Here is a 25,555-nt window from a genome sequence, read left to right as displayed (position 1 = left end):
TCTCTAACGAGCTCTTCCGATTAAGCCCGTTTTGCGGATAATTAGATAGGCTCCGAAGGTGTCATCATACATCTGGCCTTTGTCGTAAGCCAGAGCACCCGAAAACTCGCTTCCCTTGAGCCAGGGCATTTTTACCCCTACGCGGATTAAGCCCGAAAACTGTTTGAATGGGCCGTTTACGTAAGGCTCTTCTCGCATGTTATTATAAGTGCCAAAATTCCGGCTGTAAGAACCGCGAATTTCCCAGGTTGTCCGTTTTTTGTATTTACCCAGAAAGGTAAGATTAAAGACCTGAACCCGGTTATTGGGCATTCCACGCACATGGGTCTGAATATCCTTTTTCAAATCACTATCCGGCTGGACGAAAGGGGTTCCAATCGAGCGATCAAAATACGTCCATCCATCCTGATACTGACTGTGATTAAAGTAGTTATCCCCGCCCCTTTTCAAAGGATCGTCAATAATAAAGTCATTTCCGCCCTGACTAATCGTGCTTAAGTATTCAAAACCTACCCGTTCCAAATGAACGTCTGAAGCCTGCTGTATGTGATTAATATACCGCACTCCATTCAGGCCGTCATCAATATTAATGAGATAGTATAGGGAGCCGTCATCGAACATACTTTGACGGTAGAAAAACAGGTTAAAATCACAATGTTTCACCTCAAGTGCAGCGTCCACTGTCCCTAAATGGTTTCCAATCCGGTTTACATCAATCGAAATAAAGTCATCCATAGGATATCCTTTATAGCCATATCTAACCTGCATACTCTTAGCCAGCACCACGCCATTCCAGTAAGCAAACCAAGAGTCGTTGAACTTCCCATCTTTAGATAAAATGCCCGGGTCACCTTTCAGACTTGGAGCATAGCCACCCCACTGAACAAAATGACTCAATCCGCCATACAAATTGATGAGCCAGTTTTCCTTACCAAATTTCAGGTAAAATCCTTTTTGGTGGAGGTAAGCATCTTTGGAAAAAGAATTATAGTTTTCAAACCCAGCCGTGGGCAAAATAGGCTTTGAATTTCAGCCATTTGCCAATAAAAGGGACAGGGACAAACTTTTTCGTCCCGAGATGAATCTGGGGAATAGGCAAGGCGTTACCAGACCAGTTCAAAGAACCCGTCCCGGTTAAGGTATCTGACAAACCAACGTATTCTCTTTTTCGCCCCCCGTATAATTCCCAGTTTTTAAAGTTCAGACGTAAATATCCTTCCGTGATAATTCCTTTCACATTAGGGTTTTGCGTTTGAAGAAGGCCCTCGAAAGCTCCATCTACAGACCAGTGATGGGTATGAGGCGAAAGGGGGACGTGGTATTTAGCTCCGATCGTGAATAAACCAGCCTGGGGTTTAATTGGAATGGTTCCGTATTGATTGGTTTGCAACCAGAACGGAGTTCGTCCTGACGTAGAAAGAGCCGTCGTAGCGGCCTGTACATAATAAGATCCTGAAGATTTACTTTCGTCGTCGTCCTGAGCGAAGACCGGGTTGAAAAAGCCTAGTAGAATACCTAAAGACAGGTAGGTAAAAAAACGCATAAAGCATGGGTTAGGTGGATACCGTAAAGATATGGAATTGTACAAAACTCCTTACCTTATTAATGTATGCAAAGTAAGAAATTTTAGCTCACACTAGACTCTCTCGACTATAACCTTAAAAATATATTATTCTGGGGTATACAATTATACCCATTGTGCGTATGACCATTCCCTAGCAGTGAAGGCACAAAAAAAGACAAAATTCTAACATTTCCCCTCGCAAAACTTTCGAATAGGCCCATCATTTTGATCTAAAATACAGCGATTAGCGATCCAAAATCCTACCAGTCATCTGCGATTTGTTTATACGCACAGCGGGTTATAAGAAAGTTTCATTAAGTAAGACGCGACTTCATTGCGTTTAGCTTTCCCTGCCATGGCTGGTGTCTCACCAGCCATTTGTACGCAAACTGTGGTTGGTGAGACACCAACCACGGCGTAAACCTTAAAAATATATTATTCTGGGGTATACAATTATATAGCTATAAAGCCCATTCAAAGATAAGAATGGGCTTTATAGCTATTCAGAAACAGGGCGTTTATTTTGCTTTTAACTGTACTACCGGCACAATTACTTCTTCCAGCGACACTCCTCCGTGCTGGAAAGTGTCTTTATAATAATTGACGTAATAATTGTAGTTATTGGGATAGGCAAAGAAGTAATCTTCCATGGTAAAGACATAGGCCGAAGAAACGTTAAATTTCGGTAAGCCAAAGGCTTCGGGACGGCGACAAACCAAAACGTGATCTTCATCAAAATTCAGGTTTTTACCCTGCTTATAGCGAAGATTGGTATTAACGGAACGGTCGCCAATGATGCGAACGGGCTTCTGAACCCGAATCATTCCGTGGTCGGTTGTTAGTACTACTCGTCCTCCTTTTTCCGCAATTTTTTTCAGGAAATCCAATAAAGGCGAGTGCTGGAACCAGGAATTAGTCAGGCTTCGATAAGCTGATTCATCGGCAGCCAGTTCCTTAATCATCGTCGAGTCCGTCCGAGCGTGGGAAAGCATGTCTACGAAATTGTAAACTACTGCGATCAGATCGTTATTGGAGACATTGTTAAAGTTTTCGACGAGTGCTTTTCCCTGATTGACGTTCAGAATTTTGTGATAGGACATTTTAATATGGCCTAAACGACTTTTCTGCAATTGCATTTGTAGAAACTCTTCCTCATGCACATTCAGACCTTCTTCATCATTTTTCTGATCACCCTCAATGTCGTGTACCCAGAGACGTGGGTATTGTTTCTCTATTTCGCTGGGTAATAAACCCGAGAATATGGAGTTACGGGCAAAGGAGGTTGTCGTGGGAAGAATCGAGTAATAGTGACTTTCTTCATCAATGGTGAAGTATTCCGTCAAGGTTCGCTCGATGAGTTTCCACTGATCATAGCGAAAATTATCAATCAGGATAAAGTATAAGGGATTACCAGCCTGCAAATGTGGGAAAACCTTTTTCCGAAGTAACATATTCGAAAGAATCGGTTTGTCGGCTTTGGGCTCGTTAATCCAGTCTTCGTAATTATCTTCAATGAATTTACAGAAGTTTGCATTAGCTTCCGACTTCTGCATATTCATTACTTCTTCCATGCTTTTATTAGGAGTATCATCAATTTCTAACTCCCAATAAACCAGCTTCTTGTAAATATCAGCCCATTCTTCATGACCAATACGATCCTGATACTGCATGGATAACTGACGGAATTCCTGCTGGTAGCTCAAATTGGTTTTTTCCTCTACTAATCGTCTTGAATCCAGAATCTTACGTACCGAAAGCAGAATCTGATTCGGGTTGAGTGGCTTAATGAGGTAATCGGCAATTTTAGAACCGATAGCTCCCTCCATAATGTGCTCTTCCTCGGACTTGGTAATCATGACCACCGGAAGGTTTGGCCACTGCTGTTTAAGTTGAGCAAGCGTTTCGAGGCCCGTCAAACCGGGCATCATTTCGTCCAGGAAGACTAAATCGAACGTATTATTTTCGAGTTGTTCCAGGGCATCGGCCCCTGAGTTAACGGGAGTTACCTCATAGCCTTTTTGCTGTAAAAAAAGAATATATGGTTTTAACAGGTCAATTTCGTCATCGGCCCAAAGGATGGAATACTTTTGCATACGTATAAACTGAAGTTTTACTCAGTTGAAAGAATGGAAGGTTAAGCCAGAAGGAACCTTATCCTTCTGCTGGCAAGTTAAGGAAGCTTCGCTGCTTTCAATACACCTGTATAGAAGTAACGGCAGCGAAAAGCATAAGATTGTTAATTCAAAATTTTTATTCCAGTGTATCGGTATGCAGCGTCTTGAATTTTCCCATCCCATCTATAAAATTTCTCCAGATCCCTATGATCCCTACGTAGGCATTGAAATTCGGGATTCGGAGCAACGAAAGGCTTACGTCCAGTCACTGGCCTGTGCTGAAGATGGGCATTTTTTCTCCCAAAATCAGACTCCTCTGGTAGAGGTTGCTTGGTGGGTTAATATGCTGGGCTGTTTTCATGGGGTTATTTTGTATCATTCATTCGAAGAACCGGAAGTGCCCCGTCCCACTGCTCTACATGCTCTGGATGGACGTACGGGAGAATTCCTCTGGACGGTATCTAACCGAATCTGGCAGGAAACGCTGGATACAATCGTTCGGGTACAGTCTGGGGAGGAATCTTATGAGTTTCTGGATTTGAGAACGGGACAATCCGTTCCCCAAATGCCTTCTCAGTCTGCTCTGCATGAAATCCGCCTTCCGGTTCATTACCCGGAAGGAAATGTGCACCTGGCGACTTTACAGAAATTAATACGTTATACCACTGAAAACCACCCCATCGGTGCCTGTGATTATCTGGAATTAACACCGTTGATCATTATTTCTTATTATTTTTACGAGTCTGAAAAGCTTAAAAACAACCTCTTAGTCGTTACTAATACGGGGCAGGTTCAGTTTCATGAGCCGCTTTCACTCGGCGATGCACAAGGGCATACGACCTTTATCAACTGGCGACACCAACTCATTTATATAAAAGATCAGGTTTATCTTTGCTGCTATGCGGTATCATAATTTTTTACTCCCCCTCTTCGGCCTTTTTTGTCTTCATTCGTTACAAACTTCCGCCCGATCCATTCCTTTGGATTCTATCGGGACGGAGTGGAAGAATGGTAAAACGCTGATTGTGTATCAGGTAACGCCCGGACAGACTTTATATAGCCTCTTGAAGAAGTATAACGTCACCCTGGATGAATTCAAAGCCGTTAATCCTGATTTCTCGGGTAATCTGCGGTCAGAATCCGTTGTACGAATTCCACGACCCTGGCGTCGTTCAGACCATGCCGCACCAGCAACGGCAACTTCTGTTGGGGCAACCTCCGTTGGGGCAACCTCCGTTGGGGCAACTACTTCGGTAGCCAAAACGCATAAAGTAGAGTCCGGTCAAACGTTATTCAGCATTGCCCGTAAGTATGAAGTAGGAACGGCTGAATTGAAAAAATGGAATAATATTCCAGCCGATGGTACCGTAAAATTCGGTCAGGTTTTGTACGTTTCGGATCCGAGTAAATCTGATTCTGGTAAAACGGAAGTAGCGGCAGCTCCCGTCAAAACACCCGTAACGGAACCCCGTAAACCAGAACCAACCAAAGCAGAGCCCGTAAAAACGGAAGCACCCAAAGCTCCTGTCGTAGTAAATAAACCCGAAGTAGCCGTTCAGGAACCCCCTAAAAAAGCGGATACGACGACAAAAACGAAGCCCGAAGCCGCCCCTCAACCCACGGGGAGCAAACCCGTTACCACTCCCAAACCAGAAGCCGAAGTATTAACTCCCGTTCGTACCGAAAATGACCCCGTTCCCAATGCAAGCACGGGAGCGAAGAAAGTTACAGAGATCGGTTTGTGCGAGTTAATTGATGCTCAGGATAAATCGGGTAAGTATCTGGCCTTGCACCGCTCAGCTCCCGTCGGAACGATGTTAACCGTTCGGAATGAGGCGAATAACCAAAGTGTGATTGTGAAAGTAATTGGCAAGTTACCCGATACGGGTCCAGCCGGGGGCGTGATTGTGCGACTTTCAGCCCGGGCCTTTGAGAAACTCATGCCTACAGACCGCCGCGTCCGTGCAGAAGTAAGCTATCTGGCCGTTGAACAATAATAATTATCCTGTAAATCAGCATTTAAAGCCTTAACTGGCTGATTCATAAAAAACTCAAATCCTGACCGGAACCTTTCTTTCGTTCTATCGTTACTATCTTGTAAAAACACACGTATATGATCAAAAGACCCGAACGCTCCAAATACATAACGCCCGGTGCCATTATTTTCAACATCATTTTTATTTTGGCTTACCCCATTATTGCGGTTTTCTATTTAGCGTTTAATGTGCTTGTTTGGTTTTTGTCCATTCCTTCCCGGATGTGGGCGTACGTGGCGAAGCTGATTCGTAAATAAAGTTTCTCCGAAGATATTTAAACAAAAGAGCGATCCGAAGGCTGTCTTCTGATCGCTCTTTTGTTTGGTAGATTTCTAGAGTTAGGCTAACGTTTCCAACACCTGCGTGTAGGTTTCCTGGAAGATGTTAAACTCATCTTTAATGGGTGGAAATTCAGTAGCAAAGGTGCTGAAGTTACCCACTTTTGTTTTATGCTCCAGCGTTTTCACGGCTTCGTGTAATCGCGTGATGCCCAGCGTTCCGGCATTACCTTTCAGGGTATGCAGATTCGATTCAACGCCCTGAAAATCCTGCGTCTCGAAAAATTCCTGGGCTAGTTTGATTTGCTCGATTGCTTCCTGTTCAAATTCGGCAAATACCTGCTCGACCATTTCTTTTCCCGCCAGTTCGGCTAACTGGTTCACGACCTCAAAATCGTACAGCTCGTTCAGTTCCGCAGAGGCTGGTTTTTGTATAACAGGCTCAGGCTCTTTTACTTTGGTTTCTAGTCGAACCGCTTCCCGCTGGCGACTGGCCATTCGATCTACCCATTCTTTCACCTTCAGCACCAACATTTCGGCTCGGATGGGTTTGGACACGTAATCGTTCATGCCTTGACTCAGGAACCGCTCGCGGTCTTCTTTCATGGAATAAGCCGTCATGGCCAGCACGGGCGGCAATTTTTCTCCGAACAACCTCCTTAACTCATGCGTCGTTTCCAGACCATCCATATCTGGCATTTGAATGTCCATCAGAATGAGGTCATAGCGTTCCGCTTTTTCACTGGCATCAACCAACCGAATAGCCTTCCGCCCAGAATCGGCTGTTTGAACCCGGCAACCCGCTTTGGAAAGAATTTCACTGGCTACTTTCCGGTTTACTGCGTTATCATCCACCAGCAAAATGTGGGGATTCTCCTGAGCCAGGTAATTCAGAATCTGAAACTCTTCCGCGTATTTTTTCTCCTGAAACGGAGCAATCATGGTTTCTTTTAATTCCACCGTAAACCAGAAGGTACTTCCCTTCCCTACTTCTGATTCCACGCCCATTTCTCCCTTCATCAGTCGGGATAACTCGCGGGAAATCGCCAGCCCAAGCCCCGTTCCTCCGAAGGATTTGCGAGTCGTATTATCCAGTTGCTGGAAGGCTCCAAAAAGCTGTTTCAAGCCTTCAGAAGAAATTCCGATGCCGCTATCAATAACCTCAACCTTGATTTTGTGCCACTTGCCGTGCGTCGACAAATTGGTTACCCGTACCTGAACCGAACCATGCTCGGTAAATTTCAGGGCGTTGGAAGTCAGGTTGGAAAGAATTTGCAGTAACCGTGTTTCATCCGCAATGATGTACTGCGGTAGATTTTCGCCCAAGTCATAACTCAGGGTATTGTTCCGGATTCGGGCAGTCTGTCCAAACAGGCTGGTTAACTTATCGAAAATACTTCTGAACTCAAATGGAGCTTCGTGCAGCACCATTTTTCCGGCTTCGATTTTTGATAAATCCAGAATGTCATTCAGAATATTAAGTAACGTTTCCGAAGATTTTTTAATCGTATGAACGTATTCCCGCTGCTCTTCTTCCAGATGCGTACTGCTCAGTAAGTCAATCATCCCGATAACCCCGTTCATGGGCGTACGGATTTCGTGCGACATGTTCGCCAGAAACCGTTCTTTTACTTTCAGCGAACGCTCGGCTTCTTCTTTGGCCTTCAGTAACTCGCGGGCAGATCGCTTCAACGGCGTAATATCCCGGGCAATACCTGCTACTTCTTCAATGCGACCATCGGCCAGCAAAATGGGGTTCAGGTATACCTCCAGCCAGATATCTTCGCCGTACCGGATGTTATCCATGTGTACTTCATACGACTCGGCTTTTCCCCGAAATGCCCCTTTATACTTATCCTCCATGATTTTCCGGTTCGCCGGATTCATCAGTCGCCAGGCAAACTGGTCGGTCGTGACGTTTACCTGCGGTGGTACATGAAGCTGACTTTGAATCAGGTTCAGGTAATTATCATTGAAGGAGGTTAGCTGCAAACGACGGTTCACCGTCCACATTAGGTGACTCGATGATTCAAAAATGGCATGCAGACGAGCCGTTTGTTTAGCCAGATCCGATTCCGCCTGCTTTCTTTCAATCGCAACGGCAACCTGACCCGAAATAAACTCCAGTAACTCCAGATCCCGGATATCGTATTTGTTGGTACGCTCGTAGGATTTAACCCCGATAATCCCCGTGACCCGATCCCCGATCCGAAGCGGTACGCATAACATTACCTTCGGAATTTGTCCGTAGATGTATAATACTTTCTGACGGGCCAGTTCCTGGATTTCTGTTTCCGTTAGCATCAAAGGCCGGTTGGCCACAATGGCGTATTCGTTTAATCCATTCCCCAGTTTCCGCTTTGTAAATCGAATATTCTTATCAAAATATTCATCCACGTAATACGGAAAATAGAGGTAACTTTTAGAAGGATCGTAAAGCGAAATGAAGAAGTTTTTGGTATCAATTACCTTCCCCAATTCCTCATGAATGAACTGATACAGATCGTCCAGACTTCGCGTACTCAAAGTCGAGTTGGCAATCTGGTAATAAAGATTCTGAGCATTTTCGGCCCGGTTTTTGGCCGTGGTATCGTGAAAAATACACCGAAAAACGATAGGATTACCATTTTCATCGTACCGACAGTTAACCGAACCAGACACATACACCCGGCGACCGTCTTTCCGACGGTAGACCGCCTCAAAATCAGGGATTTGCTCCCCATTCTTCACCCGGTCAAATCTACTCAGTGTCTCTTCCATAAACTCCGGGTGAATAACATCCCGAAGATTCATCTGATTCAACTCCGCCGACCGATAACCAATGGTATCTTTCCAGGCTTTGTTTACGTACAGAAAGCGTCCCTGTAAATCAATCATCTGGATCAAATCCGTAGTATTACGGATCAGATCCTGTAGTTCTGAAGAGGCCGAGCTCAGGGGTAACCCCGGCGAAGTTTGTCGCAAGGTTGAAACAGGTTCGGCCATACTAACTTTACTCATGGGTTATGATGATAAAACGCCCGGTTAATCGCAGACGTTTAGCTTTTTCGTTTTAAAATAATGACAATTGGCCTTTCTCTGCATTTCGCTGTTCGTGTTGCAACAGCCAATGTTTCCGCTAGATTTCCCAGGCGTAACCTACGGGTTTTCCATCCGAACCAATCACCCGATGACAGGGAACAATCAAAGCAATCTGGTTCTTGGCATTAGCCGCCGCTACGGCTCGGGTCGCTTTTTCATCGCCCATCGTGCGGGCCAGATTGATGTAGGAAATCGTTTCGGCGTAGGGTAACTTCCGCAATTGCTGCCAGACGCTCTGTTGAAAAGCCGTTCCGTTCAGATACAGCGGCAGGTCAAAATCCTTCCGTTTTCCAACGAAATATTCCTGCAATTGTCGATGAGCATCCTTCAGGAGTGGCGTTAGCCTCTGCTGGCCTTTTGCCGTTACAAACCGTGCCGAATGTAACTGTTCTGCCGAAGCTTTCAACTCCATCCAACCCAGCGGCGATTCGTAAAATGCGATATACTCAGGTATCAGCATCTGATTTACGGATTATAACGTCCCATTTTCGTTAAAACTACAAAAATCAGGGTAATTTTGGCCTACATTTCAATAACGGCTTTCAAACTAAACTAAAGTCTATCTAAATTTAATTCTTTTTATTAAAGATTAAATCCAGTTTTTGAGTTCAGTAACAAGCCAGGATTCGTATTCAGAAGGAAGCACGACTGAATATTTTACTAACTTCTTGAATGAAAGTAAAAGCAAAAAAGCATTTAGGGCAACATTTCCTCCGCGACTTACACGCTTGCGAGCGAATTGCTGATTTGCTGTCGGGATATCAGAACTACCGCACGGTACTGGAAATCGGCCCGGGGATGGGAGTATTAACGCAGTTTCTGCTGAAGAAACCGCAGTTTGAAACGCACGTTGTGGAAATTGACCGCGAGTCGGTGGATTACTTGAACGTCCATTTCCCGGAGTTATCACCCCGAATTCATAACTACGATTTTTTACGCTGGAATCTCAACACGTTCTCCACAGAGCCTTTTGGGGTGATTGGAAACTTTCCGTATAACATTTCCAGCCAGATTTTCTTTAAGGTGCTCGAACACCGGGATCTGATTCCCGAGGTTGTTTGCATGCTACAAAAAGAAGTAGCTCAACGCATTGCCTCACCTCCGGGGAGCCGGGATTACGGCATTTTGAGCGTGTTACTTCAAGCTTTTTACGACATTAAGTATCACTTCACCGTTCCTCCCGGAGCATTTGATCCTCCACCAAAAGTACAATCCGGCGTAATTCGTCTGGAACGCAACGCCGTAGCCGAGTTAGCCTGTGATGAGAAACTGTTTTTTAATGTCGTAAAGACGGCTTTTAACCAACGCCGCAAGACGCTTCGAAACGCTCTTAAGCCCATCGGGGTGATCTTCGATCATCCTTTGCTGGATAAACGGGCCGAACAGTTAGGGGTAGCCGAATTTGTGGACATCACGCAAACCATCCAACAGGCCAAAAAAGCTCAGCCTTAAATTCCTGACCACTTTTTTATCCTTTCTTCCACCCTTCAAATAGCCCCTTTTGTATGGCTTTCGAGCTTACTAAAGAGTATGTTGAACAGCTAAGTAACGCCGTTGATCAACGAGATGAGGTTTTTATTCGGCTGGAACTGGAGCATCTGTTTTCGGCGGATATCTCGGTATTACTGAGTGAACTCGAACCCGAGCAGGCTTACTATGTGCTTCAATTGCTGGATATTGAAACGGGGGCCGAAATTCTGGCGGAAATGGATGCCAGTATTCGTCGGGACTTACTGGCTCTGTTTGACTCCGCTCAGATGGCCCGATACGTCAATGTGCTGGACTCGGACGATGCCGTTGATTTATTAATCGAGCAATCCGTTCGAATTCGGGAGGAAGTTATTGCCCTGATTGAAGACCGTGAACAGGCCCGTTTTATTGTAGATCTGTTACCGTACGAGCCCGACACAGCCGGAGGGCTGATGCAGAAGGAGTTAGTAAAAATCAACGTTCGGCAAACGGTAACGGAATGCGTTGAGGAAATTCGTCGGCAGGCCGAAGAGGTAGAGAAAGTATATACGGTTTACGTGGTTGACGACGAGAATACCTTATTCGGTATTGTTTCTCTAAAGGATATTATTCTGGCCAAACGAGGCAGCAGCATTGAACAGATTTACGATCATGAAGTAATTTATACTTCTACTTATGATTCCGCCGAAGACGTAGCCGAGCTCATGCGACGCTATGACCTGGACGCCCTGCCCGTAGTAAATGTTCAGAAACGCTTACTTGGACAAATTACAATTGATGACGTCATTGATGTTATTACCGAGCAGGCACAGGAAGATATTGCGGCCATTACCGGGGTTTCGGAAGAAGTCGAAGAGGACGATTCCGTCTGGAAGATCACGCGTTCGCGTTTACCCTGGCTGGGCATTGGTATGATCGGCAGTTTGCTGGCAGCCAAGTTCCTCGGTATTTTCGAGCACGACCTGCTAATGATGGTTCCGGCTCTGGCTTTGTTTATTCCCATTATCGGTTCAACGGGCGGAAATGTAGGTATTCAGTCTTCCTCGTTCATGGTGCAGATTCTGAGCGACAAGTCGGGTTTTACGGGTGAATTCTGGCCCCGAATGCTTAAAATCGCCACGGTTGCCTTACTAAAAGGCGTGATGATTGCAGCATTTGTATTTCTGATTACCTATCTGATTCTCTCCCACCCGGTTAAGCTCTCGTTGGTGGTAGCTGTTTCGCTGATGGCCGTGGTATTACTTTCATCCTTCACCGGAACCGTTACGCCCATCATTCTGAATCGATACGGCATTAACCCCTCTGTCGCTTCCGGGCCTTTTATCACCACCGCCAACGACTTTCTAGGCTACAGTGTCTATTTTGGAATTGCTTATTTGCTTTATAACTGGTGAGGGGTTGTTAGTTAGTTGTTAGTTGTTAGTTGTTAGTTGTTAGTTGTTAGTTGTTAGTTGTTTATCAAATAAATTTATTTCTCAAAAAAATAGTCTCTAGTTCATTGCTGCCAGCGTGGCCCGGCCAGCTTTTTCGCTGATAGTAATTAACCGACAAACCCGCTGCCAGCTTTTTTCGCTGGCAGCACTAACTTAGGCTAGGAGGTCTATTTTAGTGAAGTAAGCTGTTGCGACCAGCCAAAAAGCCAGTCGGGCCACGCTGGTAGCGGTATAACAACCTAATCGAGAGAAAAAGGAATATGTTTACAGACTATAATTCATTTCGTAAATGACTAAGCATCAATAAATAGATCGGCGTATGGTAATGGCAAACTGAAAAAGAATCACTAAAAACTAACCCTACCCAGACGCGAGCAATCGCGTCTCTACCACTGAAAACGGAAAACCGTAAACTGAAAACTAAATTATGATTGCAGTGATTCAACGGGTTACTCAGGCTTCCGTAACGATTGATGGACTCATCAAAGGTCAGATTGACCAAGGCTTACTGGTGTTATTGGGCGTTACCCATACCGATACGGAAGAAGATTTGCAGTGGCTCGCCCGAAAAATTACGGGCTTACGCATTTTTGGGGATGAAGAAGGAAAGATGAATCTGGATTTAAAATCCGTCAATGGTAATATCCTATTAATCAGTCAGTTTACATTATTTGCCAGCACCAAAAAGGGTAACCGCCCAAGTTACATTGAGGCTGCCCGACCCGAAGTGGCGATTCCTTTGTACGAAAAAATGATTCTCCAACTGGAAGAAGAGTTAGGACAATCCATTCAAACGGGCGAATTTGGGGCGGATATGAAAGTCGCCTTGTTGAACGACGGTCCCGTTACGATTATCATAGATTCAAAAAACCGCATCTAAATGACCTTAGAAGAAGCTCAGAAAACAGTCGACGAATGGATTACAACCGTCGGTGTTCGTTACTTTAATGAGTTAACCAACACGGCTATTCTGATGGAGGAAGTCGGCGAAATGGCCCGGATTATGGCTCGCCGCTACGGAGAACAATCCGAAAAGGAATCCGACAAAGGCAAAGATCTGGGCGATGAAATGGCTGATGTCCTCTGGGTATTAATCTGTCTGGCTAATCAAACCGGAATTAATCTGACGGAAGCTTTTGAGCGTAACCTCGAAAAGAAAAACATCCGCGACGCGACCCGGCATTTGAATAACCCGAAACTTCAGGGTTAAATTTTTGGTTAGATAGGGTATCAGAAGGTACATAAAGTCCTGTAGGTAATGAAGCAGGATGACCTGTAGACCCGCTGATTATTTTTATTTGTTTTTCTGAAAGACAAGCTACTGTCAACCACGACTTTATCTTTACGTTTTTGGAAATACACCCACAGGACAGGACGATTCCTTTTTATTTTTTTGAAGGTTCTCCGGTAATTAGCTGTTATTTCGCTTTATCATTTTACTCCGAAACCCAATATTTCGACAATGGCCTTCAAACGCGTTCTTATTGCTGAAGATAGCTCCGTCATTCAAAACCTGGCTAAGAAAATCCTGGAATTTCAGAATTTCGAGATTACTTCCGTGAAAAACGGCGAGCAAGTTTTACAACTCCTTGAAAAAGAAAATTATGACGTGGTGTTGTTAGACATCAACATGCCCGTTATGGATGGAATGGAATGTGCCCGTCAGATTCGGAAATTACCCGATGCAAACAAGGCCAAAACCCCTATTCTTGCCATCACAGGTAATGCCCGCAATTATTCTCCCGAGGAGTTCAAGTCTGCTGGTTTTGACGACATTCTGATCAAGCCCCTTAACTTTGATGCTCTCGTAGCTAAAGTTCGTGAATACACGGGTGGCGTTGTAGAATAGTTTTTTCTACCTCGATTTATCCATCATTCTTTAGAAGATGAGCGGAAGCTTCCGCTCATCTTTGCCTGTTTTATATGCAAGTCACTTTCCTTGGTACGGGTACTTCTCAAGGCGTTCCGGTCATTGGATGCGACTGTGTGGTCTGCCGTTCGCTTGATTTTCGGGATAAGCGTCTACGCGTTTCCATTCATGTGGAAGTCGAAGGTCGTAGTCTGGTTTTTGATACCGGACCAGATTTTCGCATGCAAATGCTTCGGGAGCATATTCTGCATCTGGATGCGGTTGTGTTTACGCATGCTCACAAAGATCACACGGCTGGTCTGGATGATGTACGCCCTTTCAATTTCCGTCAGAATTCGGATATTCCTCTGTATGGTCAGCCTGAAGTACTGGAGCAGATTAAAGTTGAATTTGCCTATGCTTTCGCTGAAAAAAAATATCCTGGCATTCCCCGTCTGGAGCTAAATCCCATTCAGAACGAACCTTTTGAAGTGTTAGGTCTCACCCTCACACCCATTCAGGTCATGCATCATAAGCTGCCCGTCTTTGGTTACCGGATTGGCGATTTCTCCTACATTACTGACGCTAATTTTATTGCGGAAGAAGAACTGGAAAAGCTGAAAGGTACGCGGGTTCTGGTTGTTAATGCCTTGCATAAAGGCCCCAAACATCTTTCGCATTATACCTTACCAGAAGCTCTGGAAGTAATTGAGCGGGTTCAGCCCGAAACCGCTTATCTTACTCACATTAGCCATAATATGGGACTACACGCGGCTGTTGAGGCCGAGCTACCTCCACACGTGCATCTGGCGTATGATGGGCTGAAAATTACCCTGGAATAATCTATTCCTCCTTACGCATTTCTTTGTTTCTTGCATTTACTCAGCGATCACTTCGACCCGAGTGGTACCGATTTTTTGTTTCCTGATTTTAGGAACTGGTCTGAAAAAGACATTTTAATGAAATAGAGAGACCGTGCATTTTCTCTCCATTCATTCGAGGAAGCATTTTCATTCCTCCCTGTCATCCAGAGCGAAGGAGCCTGCTCGTTTTCTCTATGTACTTTTTATCAGGCGTTATTCCGCGTTTCCAACTCGGATTACGCAAAAAAGAGCGTTTGTAACGCTGAGCGTCGCAGATGAACAGAGAAACCTTCCGATGCTTAATCGGTAAAGGTTTCAGAAACCATCACTCGTAGTATGGTTTTACGATTATACATTTTAGATAATTTCTCAAAACATTCATTGCATGAGTATTTTACCTGATCCCACTACCCTTGCCGCTCTCTTTGACATGGACGGCGTGATTGTCAATAATATGCCTTACCACGAAACTGCCTGGCGTATATTCTGTGAAGCTCACGGGTTTGCTTTCAGTAAGGAAATGTATTATACCCAGCTCAATGGCAAAAACTCATTCGATTCTTTTGCGTTTCTGCTGGGTCGTGAGCCTTCAGCCGAAGAACTTCGGGAGATGTCCATTGAAAAAGAAGAAATGTATCGGAACAATTATGGCCCTCACCTGGAACCTGCCGAGGGTTTGATTGGCTTTCTGAATGTCTTACGTGAACACGGGGTGAAATGTGCCGTAGCCACTTCTGCTCCTATCGAAAACGTAGCGTTCACGCTTGATGGAACGGGCTTACGTCCACTTTTTGATGTAGTGGTCGATGCTTCGATGGTTCAGAATGGCAAGCCTGCTCCCGATATTTACCTGAAAGCAGCGGAGTTAGTAGGAGTTCATCCCAAAAATTGCGTTGTTTTTGAAGACGCCTTATTGGGAATTCAGGCTGGAAAAGCGGCAGGTATGCCCGTCATTGGGGTCTCTACCAGTCACAGCGAAGACGAACTCGCACCCATTACTTCAGCGGTCATTGCCGACTTCCGGGAAATTGACTGGAATCATTTTGAAGCCGTTATTAACCGATAATATCCATGCAGCAGCCCGAGACATACCTGGAATTCATTCACGATGTACTCATTACGGTTCATAGTGGCATTCACGAACTTCGGGATCACCTGGCCTTCTGTGATCCTTCCGAACGGGATTATATCGAGGGACGCATTTTTAGTTATACCGAGCTCTTGCAAACCATTCAGGCCAGTGCCAAAGCATTTGGACTAAGTAATGAAATTGGTGTCTAGTCGCTATAGCTATAAAGCAAAAGAAACCCGACGGTTGTCGTCGGGTTTCTTCGTTATTCACCTGAAGTAAGCTTATTAAAGCGTAGCAACTACTTCTTTAATATCCTGAATAATCTTTTTAGCCAGATTTTCTGCTTTCGTCATAAAGTCAGATTCTGAATAAATCCGAATGATGGGTTCGGTATTTGACTTACGTAAGTGAACCCATTCGTTACCAAACTCAATTTTCACCCCGTCTTCGCTATTAATCGGCTGACGAGCGTATTTGCTTTGAATTCGCTCCAGCACTACATCAACGTTCAGTTCTGGAGTTAACTCAATCTTGTTTTTTGAGATATAATAATTTGGATAGGAACGACGCAGCATCGAAACAGATTTACCAAACTTAGCTAAGTGCGTCAGAAAGAGGGCGATTCCTACCAATGCATCGCGTCCGTAGTGAAGCTCAGGGTAAATGATACCGCCATTTCCTTCACCACCAATCACGGCTCCTACTTCTTTCATTTTGGTGACTACGTTCACTTCGCCAACGGCAGCCGAGTAATGAGTACCACCGGCTTTTTGGGTAACATCCCGCAAAGCAACAGTCGATGAAAGGTTTGAAACCGTATTACCTACGTTGTTTTTGAGGATGTAATCCGCGACAGCAACCAGCGTGTATTCTTCACCGAAAGGTTCGCCATCTTCAGCCACAAACGCCAGACGATCTACATCAGGATCTACGACAATACCCAGGCTATGCTTTCCAGAACGAAGTTCTTTACGAATGTCGGTCAGGTGTTCGGGTAAGGGCTCAGGGTTGTGAGCGAAGTAACCCGTTGGTTCACAGTGAAGTTTTACAATTCTAGTTACCCCCAAAGCTTCCAGAATCATAGGAACGGCAATCCCTCCTGAAGAGTTGACGGCGTCCACAACGATACTAAAATTAGCCGCAGCGATGGCCTCTTTATCTACCAGCGGCAGAGCCAGAATGGCATCAATGTGCTTCTGAAGATAGGTATCATCCTGCTGGTAGCTACCTAGTTTTTTCACTTCTACGAAAGAAAAAGATTCTGCCTCAGCAATTGCCAAAACCTGAGCTCCTTCTTCGGCTGAAATAAATTCGCCTTTTGCGTTTAATAACTTTAAAGCGTTCCACTGGATCGGATTATGACTGGCCGTTAAAATAATACCACCAGCAGCCTGCTCGGCGGGAACAGCCATTTCAACGGTTGGAGTCGTTGATAATCCCAGATCAATCACATTTAGTCCAAGTCCCTGCAAAGTAGCAGAAACCAGACGTACGGCCATTTCACCCGAAAGACGGGCGTCACGTCCAATGACAATTTTTTTATTCTCGGGAGAATTAAGTTTTAACCACGTTCCGAATGCTGCGGAAAATTTAACTATGTCAACGGGGGTTAGGGATTCACCCACGTTTCCACCAATGGTTCCCCGGATTCCGGAGATAGATTTAATCAACGTCACGATGCTCTCTATTTTGAGGAAGAACTGTTGGGGATATATGGCAAAAGTAAGAAAATATTCACTTTAGCGATCCATTTTTTTCATAGAACGTTTCATTTCTAAGAACTGATTTCCCGCTTTAACAATTACTTTAAAAATAAACTACCCTACTATACCACACTTATGCGTAGGTTTTTGATCATTCTGGTGCGAATTTATCAGGGAGCTCTTTCCCCTTACCTGGGTAATTCCTGCCGTTATACGCCCACCTGCTCGCAATACGCCATTCAGGCCATTGAAAAATACGGTCCCTGGAAAGGAGGCTGGCTGGCGATTCGCCGCATCGCCAGTTGTCATCCCTGGGGTGGTCATGGGCATGACCCAGTACCTTGAATTAAAGGGCGGCAGGTAAATAAAAAGTAAAGCAAGTGCCTTGGCCCAACTGACTTTCGGCGGTAATGGTGCCTCCACAGAATTCTACGATTTTTCGGCAAAGGGCCAACCCAATGCCCGTACCCTCAAACTCGGAACGTCCGTTCAGGCGTTGAAAAACCTGAAAGATGCGTTCCTTATATTCCGGCTCGAAACCAATACCGTTGTCCTTAATGGTTATTTTCATCCACTGAAAATGAGTTGATAACCCTTTTTCGCGGGCCTCTTCCAGCGGCAAAGGCGTGGCCTTTAGCTGAATATGCGGCACGCGGGAAGGGTCCGTAAACTTAAGAGCATTTCCCAGTAGGTTATAAAACAACTGCCGCATCTGTACGGGTACCGCTTCTATCGTCGGCAGCTCGTCTATCTCAATAAAGGCTTTTTTCTCGGATATCTGAGTGTCCAGATCATCCAACACGTCCTGCACGATATGAGCCAGGGAAACGCTTTCCTTGACATTTCCCTGTCGGGTTACCCGGGATAATAAAAGCAACGCATCAATAAGGCTTTTCATGCGGTCGATAGCCTGTAGCGTGCGTCGCATGTAATCTTCGGCTTCGTCTTCCAGCGTATCTCCTAACTTGGCCCGCAGCCGCGTAACAAAGGATGAAATCTTCCGCAGGGGTTCCTGCAAGTCATGCGAAGCCGCGTACGCAAACTGTTCCAGCTCACCGTTCGAACGCTGTAATTCTTCTATTTTCAATCGCAACTCCTGTTCGTACTGGCGGAGCATGGTTATGTCCGCAATACTTCCTACCAACAGGCTTACCGTGCCGTTTTCATTCAGTACGGGGCGACCCACCACCATTAATACTTTTTTCTTGCCCGATTGAGTTAATACCCGGTGTTCCAACCGAAAAGGTTGATGATTTCGAATGGCTTCCTGCACCGTCTGGCTCACCATCGTGTCATCTCTCTTATCCAGAAAAGTGAATAGTGAGGTGTACTCTTCGCAGTTACTACTCATCATTTCTGGCGAATGACCCATGATTTTATACAGTCCATCCGAACAGACTAACTCCCCGGTTTCCAGGTTTTTCTCCCAACTGCCGAAGTGGAAAGCCTGTTCAGTAATGCGGTGCATTTCCTGTTGCTGCAAAAGGGTTTTGTAACGATTTACCTGCTCGGTTATGTCTTCCGAAATCCCGATTAACTCCAGTGGTTTGCCGTATTCGTCTTCCCGAAAAATGGTAAGCCGGGTTTTATAGGTCCGCTCGGACTGGTCTTTGTGCTTCAGCCGGGTTTCGCACTCGATCGCGTTTAGTTCTTTCCGTAATAAAGCTTCAAGCTTTTCCTCTTTCTGGGACCATAAATCATCGGGCAATACGGGCACTTCCAGATTACCGTCCCAACCCTCCAATTCCTGTAAAGAATACCCTAATAACTCCGTGAAACGATGATTGATGTAGATAATACGGCGGGTTTCGAGATCGTACACGTGGACAATCCCCGTAAATAGCAGATTCAGTTTCTCAAGCATTCGGACTTGCTCGGGAAATTCAGCTGGATACTGAAACTGGACTGATTTGCTATTCATATACTTTAGTTGAGCCCAGTAAACTATCGTATAATCAATAACTTACTTTATGCCCTTTAATTCCGAGAACTTCTGGTATCTGTGAAAAAAGTATGCCGATACAATGCTCTTCTCATACCGCTCCACTGGATTGCCCAGATTGCGTAATGTTTTAATCTCTTTTCGTTTGCGGTGCCATTTGGGCAATTCGGCATAAAAGGAAAAATGAGCCTGAACAATGGCCCAACAAGAACGTGGGAAGCCCGCGAAAAAGTATCGGATTCCGGCAGTACCATCCAGCACCAGTCGAATGAGAACCAGCCGATACAAGTGATGAGCAGGTAAGTTTTTATATAACATCGCCAGGCTGTTGCGGAAATTCAGAAAAGTCTTTCGCGGATTCTGGTAATCCAGCGTGCCGCCCCCGACGTGGTAGACGGTTGATTTCGGCGTCGCCCAGACCTGATAGCCTAGTAACTGAATTCGCCAGCACAGGTCAATCTCCTCCATGTGGGCGAAAAAGTCGCTGTCAAATCCATGCAAGCCTTTGAAAATATCCGCCCGAACAAAAAAACAGGCTCCAGAAGCCCAGAAACATTGTTTATCGGTATCGTATTGCCCCAGGTCTTCTTCCCGAAAATTAAACATCCGTCCTCTGGTAAAAGGATAACCCAATACGTCCAGATACCCCCCCACACCGCCGGCATGCTCAAAGTGTTTACGGTAGTTATAGTCCAGAATTTTGGGTTGAACCGCCGCAATTTTTTCATTATTCTCCAGTAAACTCAGCACCGGATCAATCCAGCCCGCCGTTACTTCCACGTCTGAATTCAGAAGGCAGTAATACTTCGCCGAAATCTGTTTCAGAGCTTCGTTATACCCTCCGGCAAAACCTAAATTGGAAGCATTGACGAGCAACCGAACCTGCGGAAAATGTTCTTTCAGCCAGTGAACGGATTCGTCCGTCGAGCCATTATCAGCCACATACACCGCGTGCTCGCCGGAATGCCTGACAACCGAAGAAAGGAATTTTTCGAGGTAAGCCTTACCGTTGTAATTAAGAATAACAATGGCTAAAAGATCCATATCATGTTGCGGGGCCTGATAGCCGAGCAAGGGGGAAATAAACTCAAAGAGAAAAGACCGATAGCAGCCTTTTCTCTTTCTGAAATATATAAAGAATGATTACTTACCAAACAGACTGTCCATGCCGGGGATATTGGGTAATAATCCGTCGGTAGCCTGTTTCAGATGATCTGCTACTTTGGCCTCAACGGCTTCCAGAGCTTTATTGGTGGCAGCCACGATCAGGTCACGAAGCATTTCCGTGTCTTCGGGTTTCACCAGATCAGGGTCAATTTCCAAATGAATCAGTTGCTTACGACCGTTCACGGTTGCCTTTACTAATCCGGCACCGGCTTCGGCTGTTTCCGTAATGGAAGGCAGAGATTCCTGAGCGTCTTTCATGCGGGCTTGCATTTCTTTCATCTTGCCCATCATGCCCATCATATCAAACATGTGCTGTTGTCGTTTTTGTTAACTAATTGCAAAAGTAGGTAATTCAGCATCAAAAAAGTCCTGCCGCCGAATGCAGACCTGACAATAGGACATTCCTCCCTTACCGAATGAGCTGAAAAAACGCCTCTTTTGGTGAAGGAGTTACCGGCATCGTTACGAATATCGACCCGATACGAATAACTACCTACCGGAGCCGGGGAACCATTCACTAAACCATCCCAACCCCGATTCATATCCTCCGAAGAAAAAATGGGATTTCCCCATCGATCAAAAATGACCATTTTCATTTGGGTTACGTTCAGCATTTTCGGCAGAAAAATGTCATGCTGGGCATCCCCATTGGGAGAAAAAGCCTGCGGAACGTAAATCCGAACGGATTCGAACAGGGGAATGGTATTGGAAACGCTTACACGCCCACTCTCCGAAAGGGCTTCAATCCGGTATGCATACCCCGACTGAATCGGAATGGTTAAACTCGTTAAACTGACCTTCGTTTGCAGCCCTACGTTCTGAGAACCGATGACAGTTCCCTGAGCATCGACCACCTGAACCCGGTATGAGACCAGGGCACTTGTAAAGGGATTAGCGGAAGTCCACTGAATGTAATTGTCTTGTTGACTGGCAAAAATAGTGCAGACAGATGATGAAAAATCGGAGTTGGTACGGCAGGCACTCTGGTAAGCCACCTGATAACAATAGGATAAGCGATTGACATCCACGGCACTATCCGCAAACGGTTTTTTAACCTGACTGGCAGGAATGTCCTGAAAATTTCCGCCACCATTGGCCTTCCGAATACGTTCGCTTAAGGCTTCTCCACCGCCAGGAATGCTCCAGTCTACCAGTACTCCCTGTTTGGCTACTGTTGTGTATAAGTCCGAAATGGATTCGGGCTTATCATTGGAATCTATTTCTTTACATATAGCATCTGAAATAGACTCTACCCCCTTTACGCTAGCTACTACCCGATAGCAATAAGACTTCCCACAAACTACATCTGGATCAGTAAAACTCAGCTTGGTAATATCTGTAATAACGGCTACCTCTTTGTTATCTTTATAAACGGTATATGACTCAAAATCTGGAGCATTAGGATACCCCTTCCAGTTAATATCCATTTTTTTGAGAACTGGCTGATACCGTTAGGGGAATCGTGCAAACTTCGGGCGAAATGCCGCTATTCCCGCAACCCGCTGGCACTTCCGTCCTTACCTGAAAGCAGTATTGCTTCGCTGGATCTAACTGATTAACCGTTAACGAAGTAGCTCCCCCATTGCCTGAGCCCAAACCCGTTGCCTGATACATTCCATTTACTTCTTTCTGGTAAATGTTTTGGTTAAAAGCTGTACTTCCTACAAACTGAATGGTTACGGCTTTCTTATCATTAGCAAGCTCTAATTGCGTAATAGCCGGGGTAAACGTAGCGGGTGTGTTGATATTAACACTTAAAGGGTCGCTGGTATTCGTACAGGCACTTCCGGTGTATCCCCCCGACACAATTATGTTTACGGTATTGGGGGTACTTGCGGTGTACGTATAGGTTTTGGTATAAGGTAATTTGTCCTTGGTAAGCGTTTCGGAAGTTCCGTCTCCCCAATTGATAATGAACGTATCGTAAGGATTCTTCGAGGCATCCTGTGGAATTTCTATAGTTACCTGACGATTAGAACAGGATTTGGCGGTAAAAAGAGGTTTGGGGTTATCGACTACCTGAATAGTTTGGCAAGCGTAGTAACCTGAACCCGCAGCACCAACCATTATCAGGCCGTAAGTCCCTGCTTTATCATATTGGTGACTCGTGGTAACCGTTTCAGATTTAAGGTTATTATTAAAGTCAATGGTAGGGTCTTGATATTCGTACCAAAAACCTGTATTTCCGCCGCCCGTTGTTAGATCACTCGTATAAACCTTATCTCCTTTGCATATTTTCAGAACATTTTTAGAGGTCCCTGTGATCGATATAGGAGTAGCATTTTGACTTCCAATCCTCACTTCTAGCTTTCCCGTTTCTTGAGTACCCTTTACTGTCGGGCACTGAGCCCAGCTTTTACACGCTATTCCTAAAATCAAAAAAAGTATCCGTATTCGCATCTGAAGGTTGTGTCAAAGCTGTATGGCGAATCAAATTTCCGTTAATCCTGCCATCATTCCAAAATAGGGCCGTAGTTTTGAATATCCAAACACCATTTTTTACCGACGAAACCTAACGCCAATTTTGCGTGTTCAGTGTAGTCACAACGCATCAGATCGCCTCAGGCGTATATTTTAAAGCTGATTTTGGCAAAACCCGACATTAAAACTCCGATTATAGGTAAGCAGCCATGGAAGAGAGTCCCATTCAATTAGATCGCATCGAGGATGCTATAGAAGACATTAAAGCCGGAAAGATCATTGTTGTTGTTGACGACGAAGATCGTGAAAATGAAGGCGATTTGATTTGTGCCTCGGAGTTGATCACACCCGAGATGGTCAATTTTATGACTAAGGAAGCCCGGGGCCTCATTTGCGTTCCCCTGACGGAAGAACGTTGCCGGGAACTGGACCTGGATATGATGGTTGGGAATAACACATCCAATCACGAAACAGCCTTTACCGTTTCCGTTGATTTATTAGGGAATGGCTGTACCACCGGAATTTCAGCCTCTGACCGGGCTAAAACGATTCGGGCTCTGGTAGATTCCGAAACGAAACCCGAAGATTTAGGTCGCCCCGGCCATATTTTTCCCCTGAAAGCTCGGGCAGAAGGCGTTTTGCGTCGTCCCGGCCATACCGAAGCTGCAATTGATTTTGCCGTTCTTGCTGGTTTGAAACCTTCCGGTACGCTCATCGAAATTCTGAACGAAGACGGCACGATGGCTCGCTTACCTCAGCTTCGAGCCTTCGCCGATAAATTCGACATGAAACTGGTAAGTATCAAAGATTTGATTGCTTACCGTTTACGCACTGAATCCCTCATCAAACGGGAAATTGGTGTGGATATGCCTACTGAATGGGGTAATTTTAGTCTGATTGCCTACACGCAGGTAGCTACAAACGACACGCATCTGGCTTTGGTGAAAGGCACCTGGGAGGAAGGTGAAGCCATATTGACCCGCGTACACAGCTCCTGCGTAACAGGCGATATCTTCGGCTCCTGCCGTTGTGATTGCGGGGAACAGTTACACCGGGCCATGCAGATGGTAGAAAAAGAGGGCAAAGGTGTAGTGCTCTATATGTTTCAGGAAGGGCGTGGTATTGGTTTATTGAACAAGCTGAAAGCCTACAAGCTTCAAGAAATGGGCCGCGATACCGTTGAAGCTAACCTTGAGTTAGGCTTCCAGATGGATCAGCGTGATTACGGCGTAGGAGCTCAGATTCTTCGCGATCTAGGCGTTAGCAAACTCCGTCTGATGTCCAATAATCCCAAAAAGCGTTCGGCTTTGGCGGGATACGGAATCGAAATTGTAGAAACCGTGCCTATCGAAATTCCTTCTAATCCGCACAATGAGCGTTATCTGACAACGAAGCGTGATAAAATGGGTCATTTACTGAATGGACTTAAGCCTTTGATTTAATAAGTACTTGATCGATAGTCAACGTTTTACAACCGTACCATGTATGGTTCAATGATGCTAAGAACTTACTTATTACATATATCATTAAATGAAAACGTCTTCTCAAGTTTTGGGAAGACGTTTTTTTATGAATTAATTCCCCTATCAATAACCCCTAACCCTCTGAAAATAAGGACTAAAAAATCGATATTTTCTTTGGAAGTAATCGATAAATTTTGACACATTTGTTTAATTAATCCAATTTTTACTTTGACGAGTACAAAATAAATCAAAGATTATTGGGTATAATACAAAAAGTACCTCTAATAAATTTCTTCAATTCAGTTTCTGAGAAATATTTGCCATGAAAACGTTTACTATCTTAAAATTTGCTTTGGTCAGTTGTTGCCTTTCTATTGCTACCTTAAGCTTTGCACTTTCAGACCCTGAAACCCACTGGAACTCTGGAAAGGTGCAATTACAAAATGGGGAATGGCTGAGTGGAGAATTGCATTTCAACGCCGATCTGGGTCTTCTGGAGTTTAATCTTGATGGCGTTACTACTGTACTTTCGGCTCATAAAGTAGCGTCCTTCTACTTTTTCGATTATCAGGCCAATCGAATGCGAAATTTCGTCGTCGAGTCTTTCAAGCATAACGATCACTTCGTTCCTACCTTTTTTGAGTTGTTAGTAGACGGGCGAATTCGCTTACTTGGTCGGGAACAAGTCATTCGTGTACCTTTTCAGGAAGAAAAACAAAAGCGGAATGTTTATTACTTCCAGCAACCGAATGGAGAAATTGTAAAGTATAAAGGCCGCCTCAAACAGATTTATAGAACACTGAATGACCGCCGGGAAGACGTAGCTTTTTTCGTTAACCGCGTGAAATGGTACAACTTCGACGAAAAACCCGTGGTAGAGTTATTTCGCTATTGTAACTCTTTGTAGTTGTTCGTTGATGGGTATTAGTTATTGGATTAACAACTAATAAATCACTGGTGCGAGATTGCATCTCATTCCTCAAAAACGCCACGTTCCTGCCTGCCATTCTCCTGGAGCCTGTCATTCAGAGCGAAGCGAAGAACCTTATAATAGGTTTGCGAACGTACTTGTCATTATAGAAACTCTATTAACCCTCAC

At 44.9% G+C, this 25,555-nt stretch carries 25 protein-coding genes; 14 read left to right on the top strand and 11 right to left on the bottom strand.

All coding sequences use genetic code 11. The features are described 5' to 3' along the window. Nucleotides 1-3 precede the first annotated feature (3 nt). From QE390_RS13415 to QE390_RS13405, 3 genes are all read right to left on the bottom strand, one after another. Complete coding sequence (locus QE390_RS13415; RefSeq protein WP_307142512.1) at nt 4-1,014, bottom strand: capsule assembly Wzi family protein; 1,011 nt, start codon at nt 1,012-1,014, stop codon at nt 4-6. Beyond that, nucleotides 995-1,543 (bottom strand): capsule assembly Wzi family protein, encoded by a 549-nt coding sequence (locus QE390_RS13410; RefSeq protein WP_307142511.1) that lies wholly within the window; start codon nt 1,541-1,543, stop codon nt 995-997. The genes QE390_RS13415 and QE390_RS13410 overlap by 20 nt, the downstream gene beginning before the upstream one ends. 539 nt (nt 1,544-2,082) lie before the next feature. Continuing rightward, entirely contained in the window at nt 2,083-3,657 is a 1,575-nt protein-coding gene (locus QE390_RS13405; RefSeq protein ID WP_106635439.1) for a PglZ domain-containing protein, read from the bottom strand. Between the two features lie 175 nt (nt 3,658-3,832). Between QE390_RS13405 and QE390_RS13400 the strand changes: the two genes are divergently transcribed. The 3 genes from QE390_RS13400 to QE390_RS13390 all read left to right on the top strand — a co-directional run bounded on the left by QE390_RS13400 (nt 3,833) and on the right by QE390_RS13390 (nt 5,971). Continuing rightward, complete coding sequence (locus QE390_RS13400) at nt 3,833-4,591, top strand: DUF4905 domain-containing protein (RefSeq protein ID WP_307142510.1); 759 nt, start codon at nt 3,833-3,835, stop codon at nt 4,589-4,591. A 67-nt stretch (nt 4,592-4,658) separates the two neighbouring features. Then, nucleotides 4,659-5,675: a LysM peptidoglycan-binding domain-containing protein gene (locus tag QE390_RS13395; protein WP_307142509.1), complete on the top strand. Its 1,017-nt coding sequence runs from the start codon at nt 4,659-4,661 to the stop codon at nt 5,673-5,675. 116 nt (nt 5,676-5,791) lie between these two features. Next, nucleotides 5,792-5,971: a hypothetical protein gene (locus QE390_RS13390; RefSeq protein WP_106635436.1), complete on the top strand. Its 180-nt coding sequence runs from the start codon at nt 5,792-5,794 to the stop codon at nt 5,969-5,971. An 81-nt stretch (nt 5,972-6,052) separates the two neighbouring features. Here the strand turns inward: QE390_RS13390 and QE390_RS13385 are convergent, their stop codons facing one another. Next, nucleotides 6,053-8,992, bottom strand: coding sequence for a PAS domain S-box protein (locus tag QE390_RS13385; protein ID WP_307142508.1), 2,940 nt, complete (start codon nt 8,990-8,992; stop codon nt 6,053-6,055). 118 nt (nt 8,993-9,110) lie between these two features. Beyond that, complete coding sequence (locus QE390_RS13380; RefSeq protein WP_307142507.1) at nt 9,111-9,533, bottom strand: methylated-DNA--[protein]-cysteine S-methyltransferase; 423 nt, start codon at nt 9,531-9,533, stop codon at nt 9,111-9,113. Nucleotides 9,534-9,745: 212 nt separating this feature from the next. On the opposite strand from QE390_RS13380, the gene rsmA reads away from it, so the two are divergent. From rsmA to QE390_RS13340, 8 genes are all read left to right on the top strand, one after another. Further along, complete coding sequence (rsmA, locus tag QE390_RS13375; protein ID WP_106635433.1) at nt 9,746-10,525, top strand: 16S rRNA (adenine(1518)-N(6)/adenine(1519)-N(6))-dimethyltransferase RsmA; 780 nt, start codon at nt 9,746-9,748, stop codon at nt 10,523-10,525. Nucleotides 10,526-10,578: 53 nt separating this feature from the next. Further along, entirely contained in the window at nt 10,579-11,937 is a 1,359-nt protein-coding gene (gene mgtE, locus QE390_RS13370) for a magnesium transporter (protein WP_307142506.1), read from the top strand. A 466-nt stretch (nt 11,938-12,403) separates the two neighbouring features. Next, nucleotides 12,404-12,856 (top strand): D-aminoacyl-tRNA deacylase, encoded by a 453-nt coding sequence (dtd, locus tag QE390_RS13365; RefSeq protein WP_106635431.1) that lies wholly within the window; start codon nt 12,404-12,406, stop codon nt 12,854-12,856. Next, the gene (locus QE390_RS13360; protein ID WP_106635430.1) at nt 12,857-13,186 is read left to right on the top strand and encodes a nucleotide pyrophosphohydrolase; all 330 of its coding nucleotides are present in this window, start codon (nt 12,857-12,859) and stop codon (nt 13,184-13,186) included. It begins immediately after the preceding gene. Nucleotides 13,187-13,438: 252 nt separating this feature from the next. Beyond that, entirely contained in the window at nt 13,439-13,825 is a 387-nt protein-coding gene (locus tag QE390_RS13355; protein WP_106635429.1) for a response regulator, read from the top strand. A gap of 74 nt (nt 13,826-13,899) precedes the next feature. Next, nucleotides 13,900-14,667, top strand: coding sequence for an MBL fold metallo-hydrolase (locus tag QE390_RS13350; protein WP_307142505.1), 768 nt, complete (start codon nt 13,900-13,902; stop codon nt 14,665-14,667). A 406-nt stretch (nt 14,668-15,073) separates the two neighbouring features. Beyond that, a complete protein-coding gene (locus QE390_RS13345; RefSeq protein WP_307142504.1) occupies nt 15,074-15,754 on the top strand; it encodes an HAD family phosphatase in 681 nt (226 codons plus the stop codon). A 5-nt stretch (nt 15,755-15,759) separates the two neighbouring features. Further along, the gene (locus tag QE390_RS13340; RefSeq protein ID WP_307142503.1) at nt 15,760-15,969 is read left to right on the top strand and encodes a hypothetical protein; all 210 of its coding nucleotides are present in this window, start codon (nt 15,760-15,762) and stop codon (nt 15,967-15,969) included. A gap of 75 nt (nt 15,970-16,044) precedes the next feature. Here QE390_RS13340 and glmM read toward each other — a convergent pair whose 3' ends face one another. After that, nucleotides 16,045-17,436 carry a phosphoglucosamine mutase gene (gene glmM / locus QE390_RS13335; RefSeq protein ID WP_106635425.1) on the bottom strand — a complete coding sequence of 464 codons (1,392 nt, stop codon included), beginning with the start codon at nt 17,434-17,436 and terminating at the stop codon, nt 16,045-16,047. 162 nt (nt 17,437-17,598) lie between these two features. Here glmM and yidD point away from each other — a divergent pair, with 162 nt between their 5' ends. Continuing rightward, entirely contained in the window at nt 17,599-17,808 is a 210-nt protein-coding gene (gene yidD, locus QE390_RS13330; protein WP_106635424.1) for a membrane protein insertion efficiency factor YidD, read from the top strand. A 1-nt stretch (nt 17,809) separates the two neighbouring features. Here the strand turns inward: yidD and QE390_RS13325 are convergent, their stop codons facing one another. The 5 genes from QE390_RS13325 to QE390_RS13305 form a co-directional block, all read right to left on the bottom strand. Next, nucleotides 17,810-19,384 (bottom strand): ATP-binding protein, encoded by a 1,575-nt coding sequence (locus tag QE390_RS13325; protein ID WP_307142502.1) that lies wholly within the window; start codon nt 19,382-19,384, stop codon nt 17,810-17,812. A 42-nt stretch (nt 19,385-19,426) separates the two neighbouring features. Further along, nucleotides 19,427-20,449 carry a glycosyltransferase family 2 protein gene (locus tag QE390_RS13320; protein WP_307142501.1) on the bottom strand — a complete coding sequence of 341 codons (1,023 nt, stop codon included), beginning with the start codon at nt 20,447-20,449 and terminating at the stop codon, nt 19,427-19,429. Between the two features lie 99 nt (nt 20,450-20,548). Then, a complete protein-coding gene (locus QE390_RS13315) occupies nt 20,549-20,881 on the bottom strand; it encodes a YbaB/EbfC family nucleoid-associated protein (protein ID WP_106635421.1) in 333 nt (110 codons plus the stop codon). Continuing rightward, nucleotides 20,869-21,999, bottom strand: a complete 1,131-nt coding sequence (locus tag QE390_RS13310) for a T9SS type B sorting domain-containing protein (protein ID WP_307142500.1) — start codon at nt 21,997-21,999, stop codon at nt 20,869-20,871. The genes QE390_RS13315 and QE390_RS13310 overlap by 13 nt, the downstream gene beginning before the upstream one ends. Then, a complete protein-coding gene (locus QE390_RS13305; protein ID WP_307142499.1) occupies nt 21,989-22,873 on the bottom strand; it encodes a hypothetical protein in 885 nt (294 codons plus the stop codon). Before QE390_RS13305 ends, QE390_RS13310 begins: the two co-directional genes overlap by 11 nt. A gap of 329 nt (nt 22,874-23,202) precedes the next feature. Between QE390_RS13305 and QE390_RS13300 the strand changes: the two genes are divergently transcribed. Together QE390_RS13300 and QE390_RS13295 are read left to right on the top strand one after the other, a co-directional pair. Further along, entirely contained in the window at nt 23,203-24,435 is a 1,233-nt protein-coding gene (locus QE390_RS13300; protein WP_106635419.1) for a bifunctional 3,4-dihydroxy-2-butanone-4-phosphate synthase/GTP cyclohydrolase II, read from the top strand. A 343-nt stretch (nt 24,436-24,778) separates the two neighbouring features. Continuing rightward, nucleotides 24,779-25,363, top strand: coding sequence for a hypothetical protein (locus QE390_RS13295; protein WP_307142498.1), 585 nt, complete (start codon nt 24,779-24,781; stop codon nt 25,361-25,363). Nucleotides 25,364-25,555 lie beyond the last annotated feature (192 nt).

The organism is Siphonobacter sp. SORGH_AS_1065 (assembly GCF_030818595.1).
GTDB lineage: Bacteria > Bacteroidota > Bacteroidia > Cytophagales > Spirosomataceae > Siphonobacter.
This window is presented reverse-complemented; position numbering and strand designations above follow the sequence as displayed.

Bases quoted from the DNA above. Each gene is read 5' to 3' on its own strand.
- QE390_RS13410 (WP_307142511.1), bottom strand. From the start codon at position 1,543: ATGCGTTTTTTTACCTACCTGTCTTTAGGTATTCTACTAGGCTTTTTC.
- QE390_RS13405 (WP_106635439.1), bottom strand. From the start codon at position 3,657: ATGCAAAAGTATTCCATCCTTTGGGCCGATGACGAAATTGACCTGTTA.
- QE390_RS13400 (WP_307142510.1), top strand. From the start codon at position 3,833: ATGCAGCGTCTTGAATTTTCCCATCCCATCTATAAAATTTCTCCAGAT.
- QE390_RS13390 (WP_106635436.1), top strand. From the start codon at position 5,792: ATGATCAAAAGACCCGAACGCTCCAAATACATAACGCCCGGTGCCATT.
- QE390_RS13385 (WP_307142508.1), bottom strand. From the start codon at position 8,992: ATGAGTAAAGTTAGTATGGCCGAACCTGTTTCAACCTTGCGACAAACT.
- QE390_RS13380 (WP_307142507.1), bottom strand. From the start codon at position 9,533: ATGCTGATACCTGAGTATATCGCATTTTACGAATCGCCGCTGGGTTGG.
- rsmA (WP_106635433.1), top strand. From the start codon at position 9,746: ATGAAAGTAAAAGCAAAAAAGCATTTAGGGCAACATTTCCTCCGCGAC.
- mgtE (WP_307142506.1), top strand. From the start codon at position 10,579: ATGGCTTTCGAGCTTACTAAAGAGTATGTTGAACAGCTAAGTAACGCC.
- dtd (WP_106635431.1), top strand. From the start codon at position 12,404: ATGATTGCAGTGATTCAACGGGTTACTCAGGCTTCCGTAACGATTGAT.
- QE390_RS13360 (WP_106635430.1), top strand. From the start codon at position 12,857: ATGACCTTAGAAGAAGCTCAGAAAACAGTCGACGAATGGATTACAACC.
- QE390_RS13355 (WP_106635429.1), top strand. From the start codon at position 13,439: ATGGCCTTCAAACGCGTTCTTATTGCTGAAGATAGCTCCGTCATTCAA.
- QE390_RS13350 (WP_307142505.1), top strand. From the start codon at position 13,900: ATGCAAGTCACTTTCCTTGGTACGGGTACTTCTCAAGGCGTTCCGGTC.
- QE390_RS13345 (WP_307142504.1), top strand. From the start codon at position 15,074: ATGAGTATTTTACCTGATCCCACTACCCTTGCCGCTCTCTTTGACATG.
- QE390_RS13340 (WP_307142503.1), top strand. From the start codon at position 15,760: ATGCAGCAGCCCGAGACATACCTGGAATTCATTCACGATGTACTCATT.
- yidD (WP_106635424.1), top strand. From the start codon at position 17,599: ATGCGTAGGTTTTTGATCATTCTGGTGCGAATTTATCAGGGAGCTCTT.
- QE390_RS13325 (WP_307142502.1), bottom strand. From the start codon at position 19,384: ATGAATAGCAAATCAGTCCAGTTTCAGTATCCAGCTGAATTTCCCGAG.
- QE390_RS13320 (WP_307142501.1), bottom strand. From the start codon at position 20,449: ATGGATCTTTTAGCCATTGTTATTCTTAATTACAACGGTAAGGCTTAC.
- QE390_RS13315 (WP_106635421.1), bottom strand. From the start codon at position 20,881: ATGTTTGATATGATGGGCATGATGGGCAAGATGAAAGAAATGCAAGCC.
- QE390_RS13310 (WP_307142500.1), bottom strand. From the start codon at position 21,999: ATGGATATTAACTGGAAGGGGTATCCTAATGCTCCAGATTTTGAGTCA.
- QE390_RS13300 (WP_106635419.1), top strand. From the start codon at position 23,203: ATGGAAGAGAGTCCCATTCAATTAGATCGCATCGAGGATGCTATAGAA.
- QE390_RS13295 (WP_307142498.1), top strand. From the start codon at position 24,779: ATGAAAACGTTTACTATCTTAAAATTTGCTTTGGTCAGTTGTTGCCTT.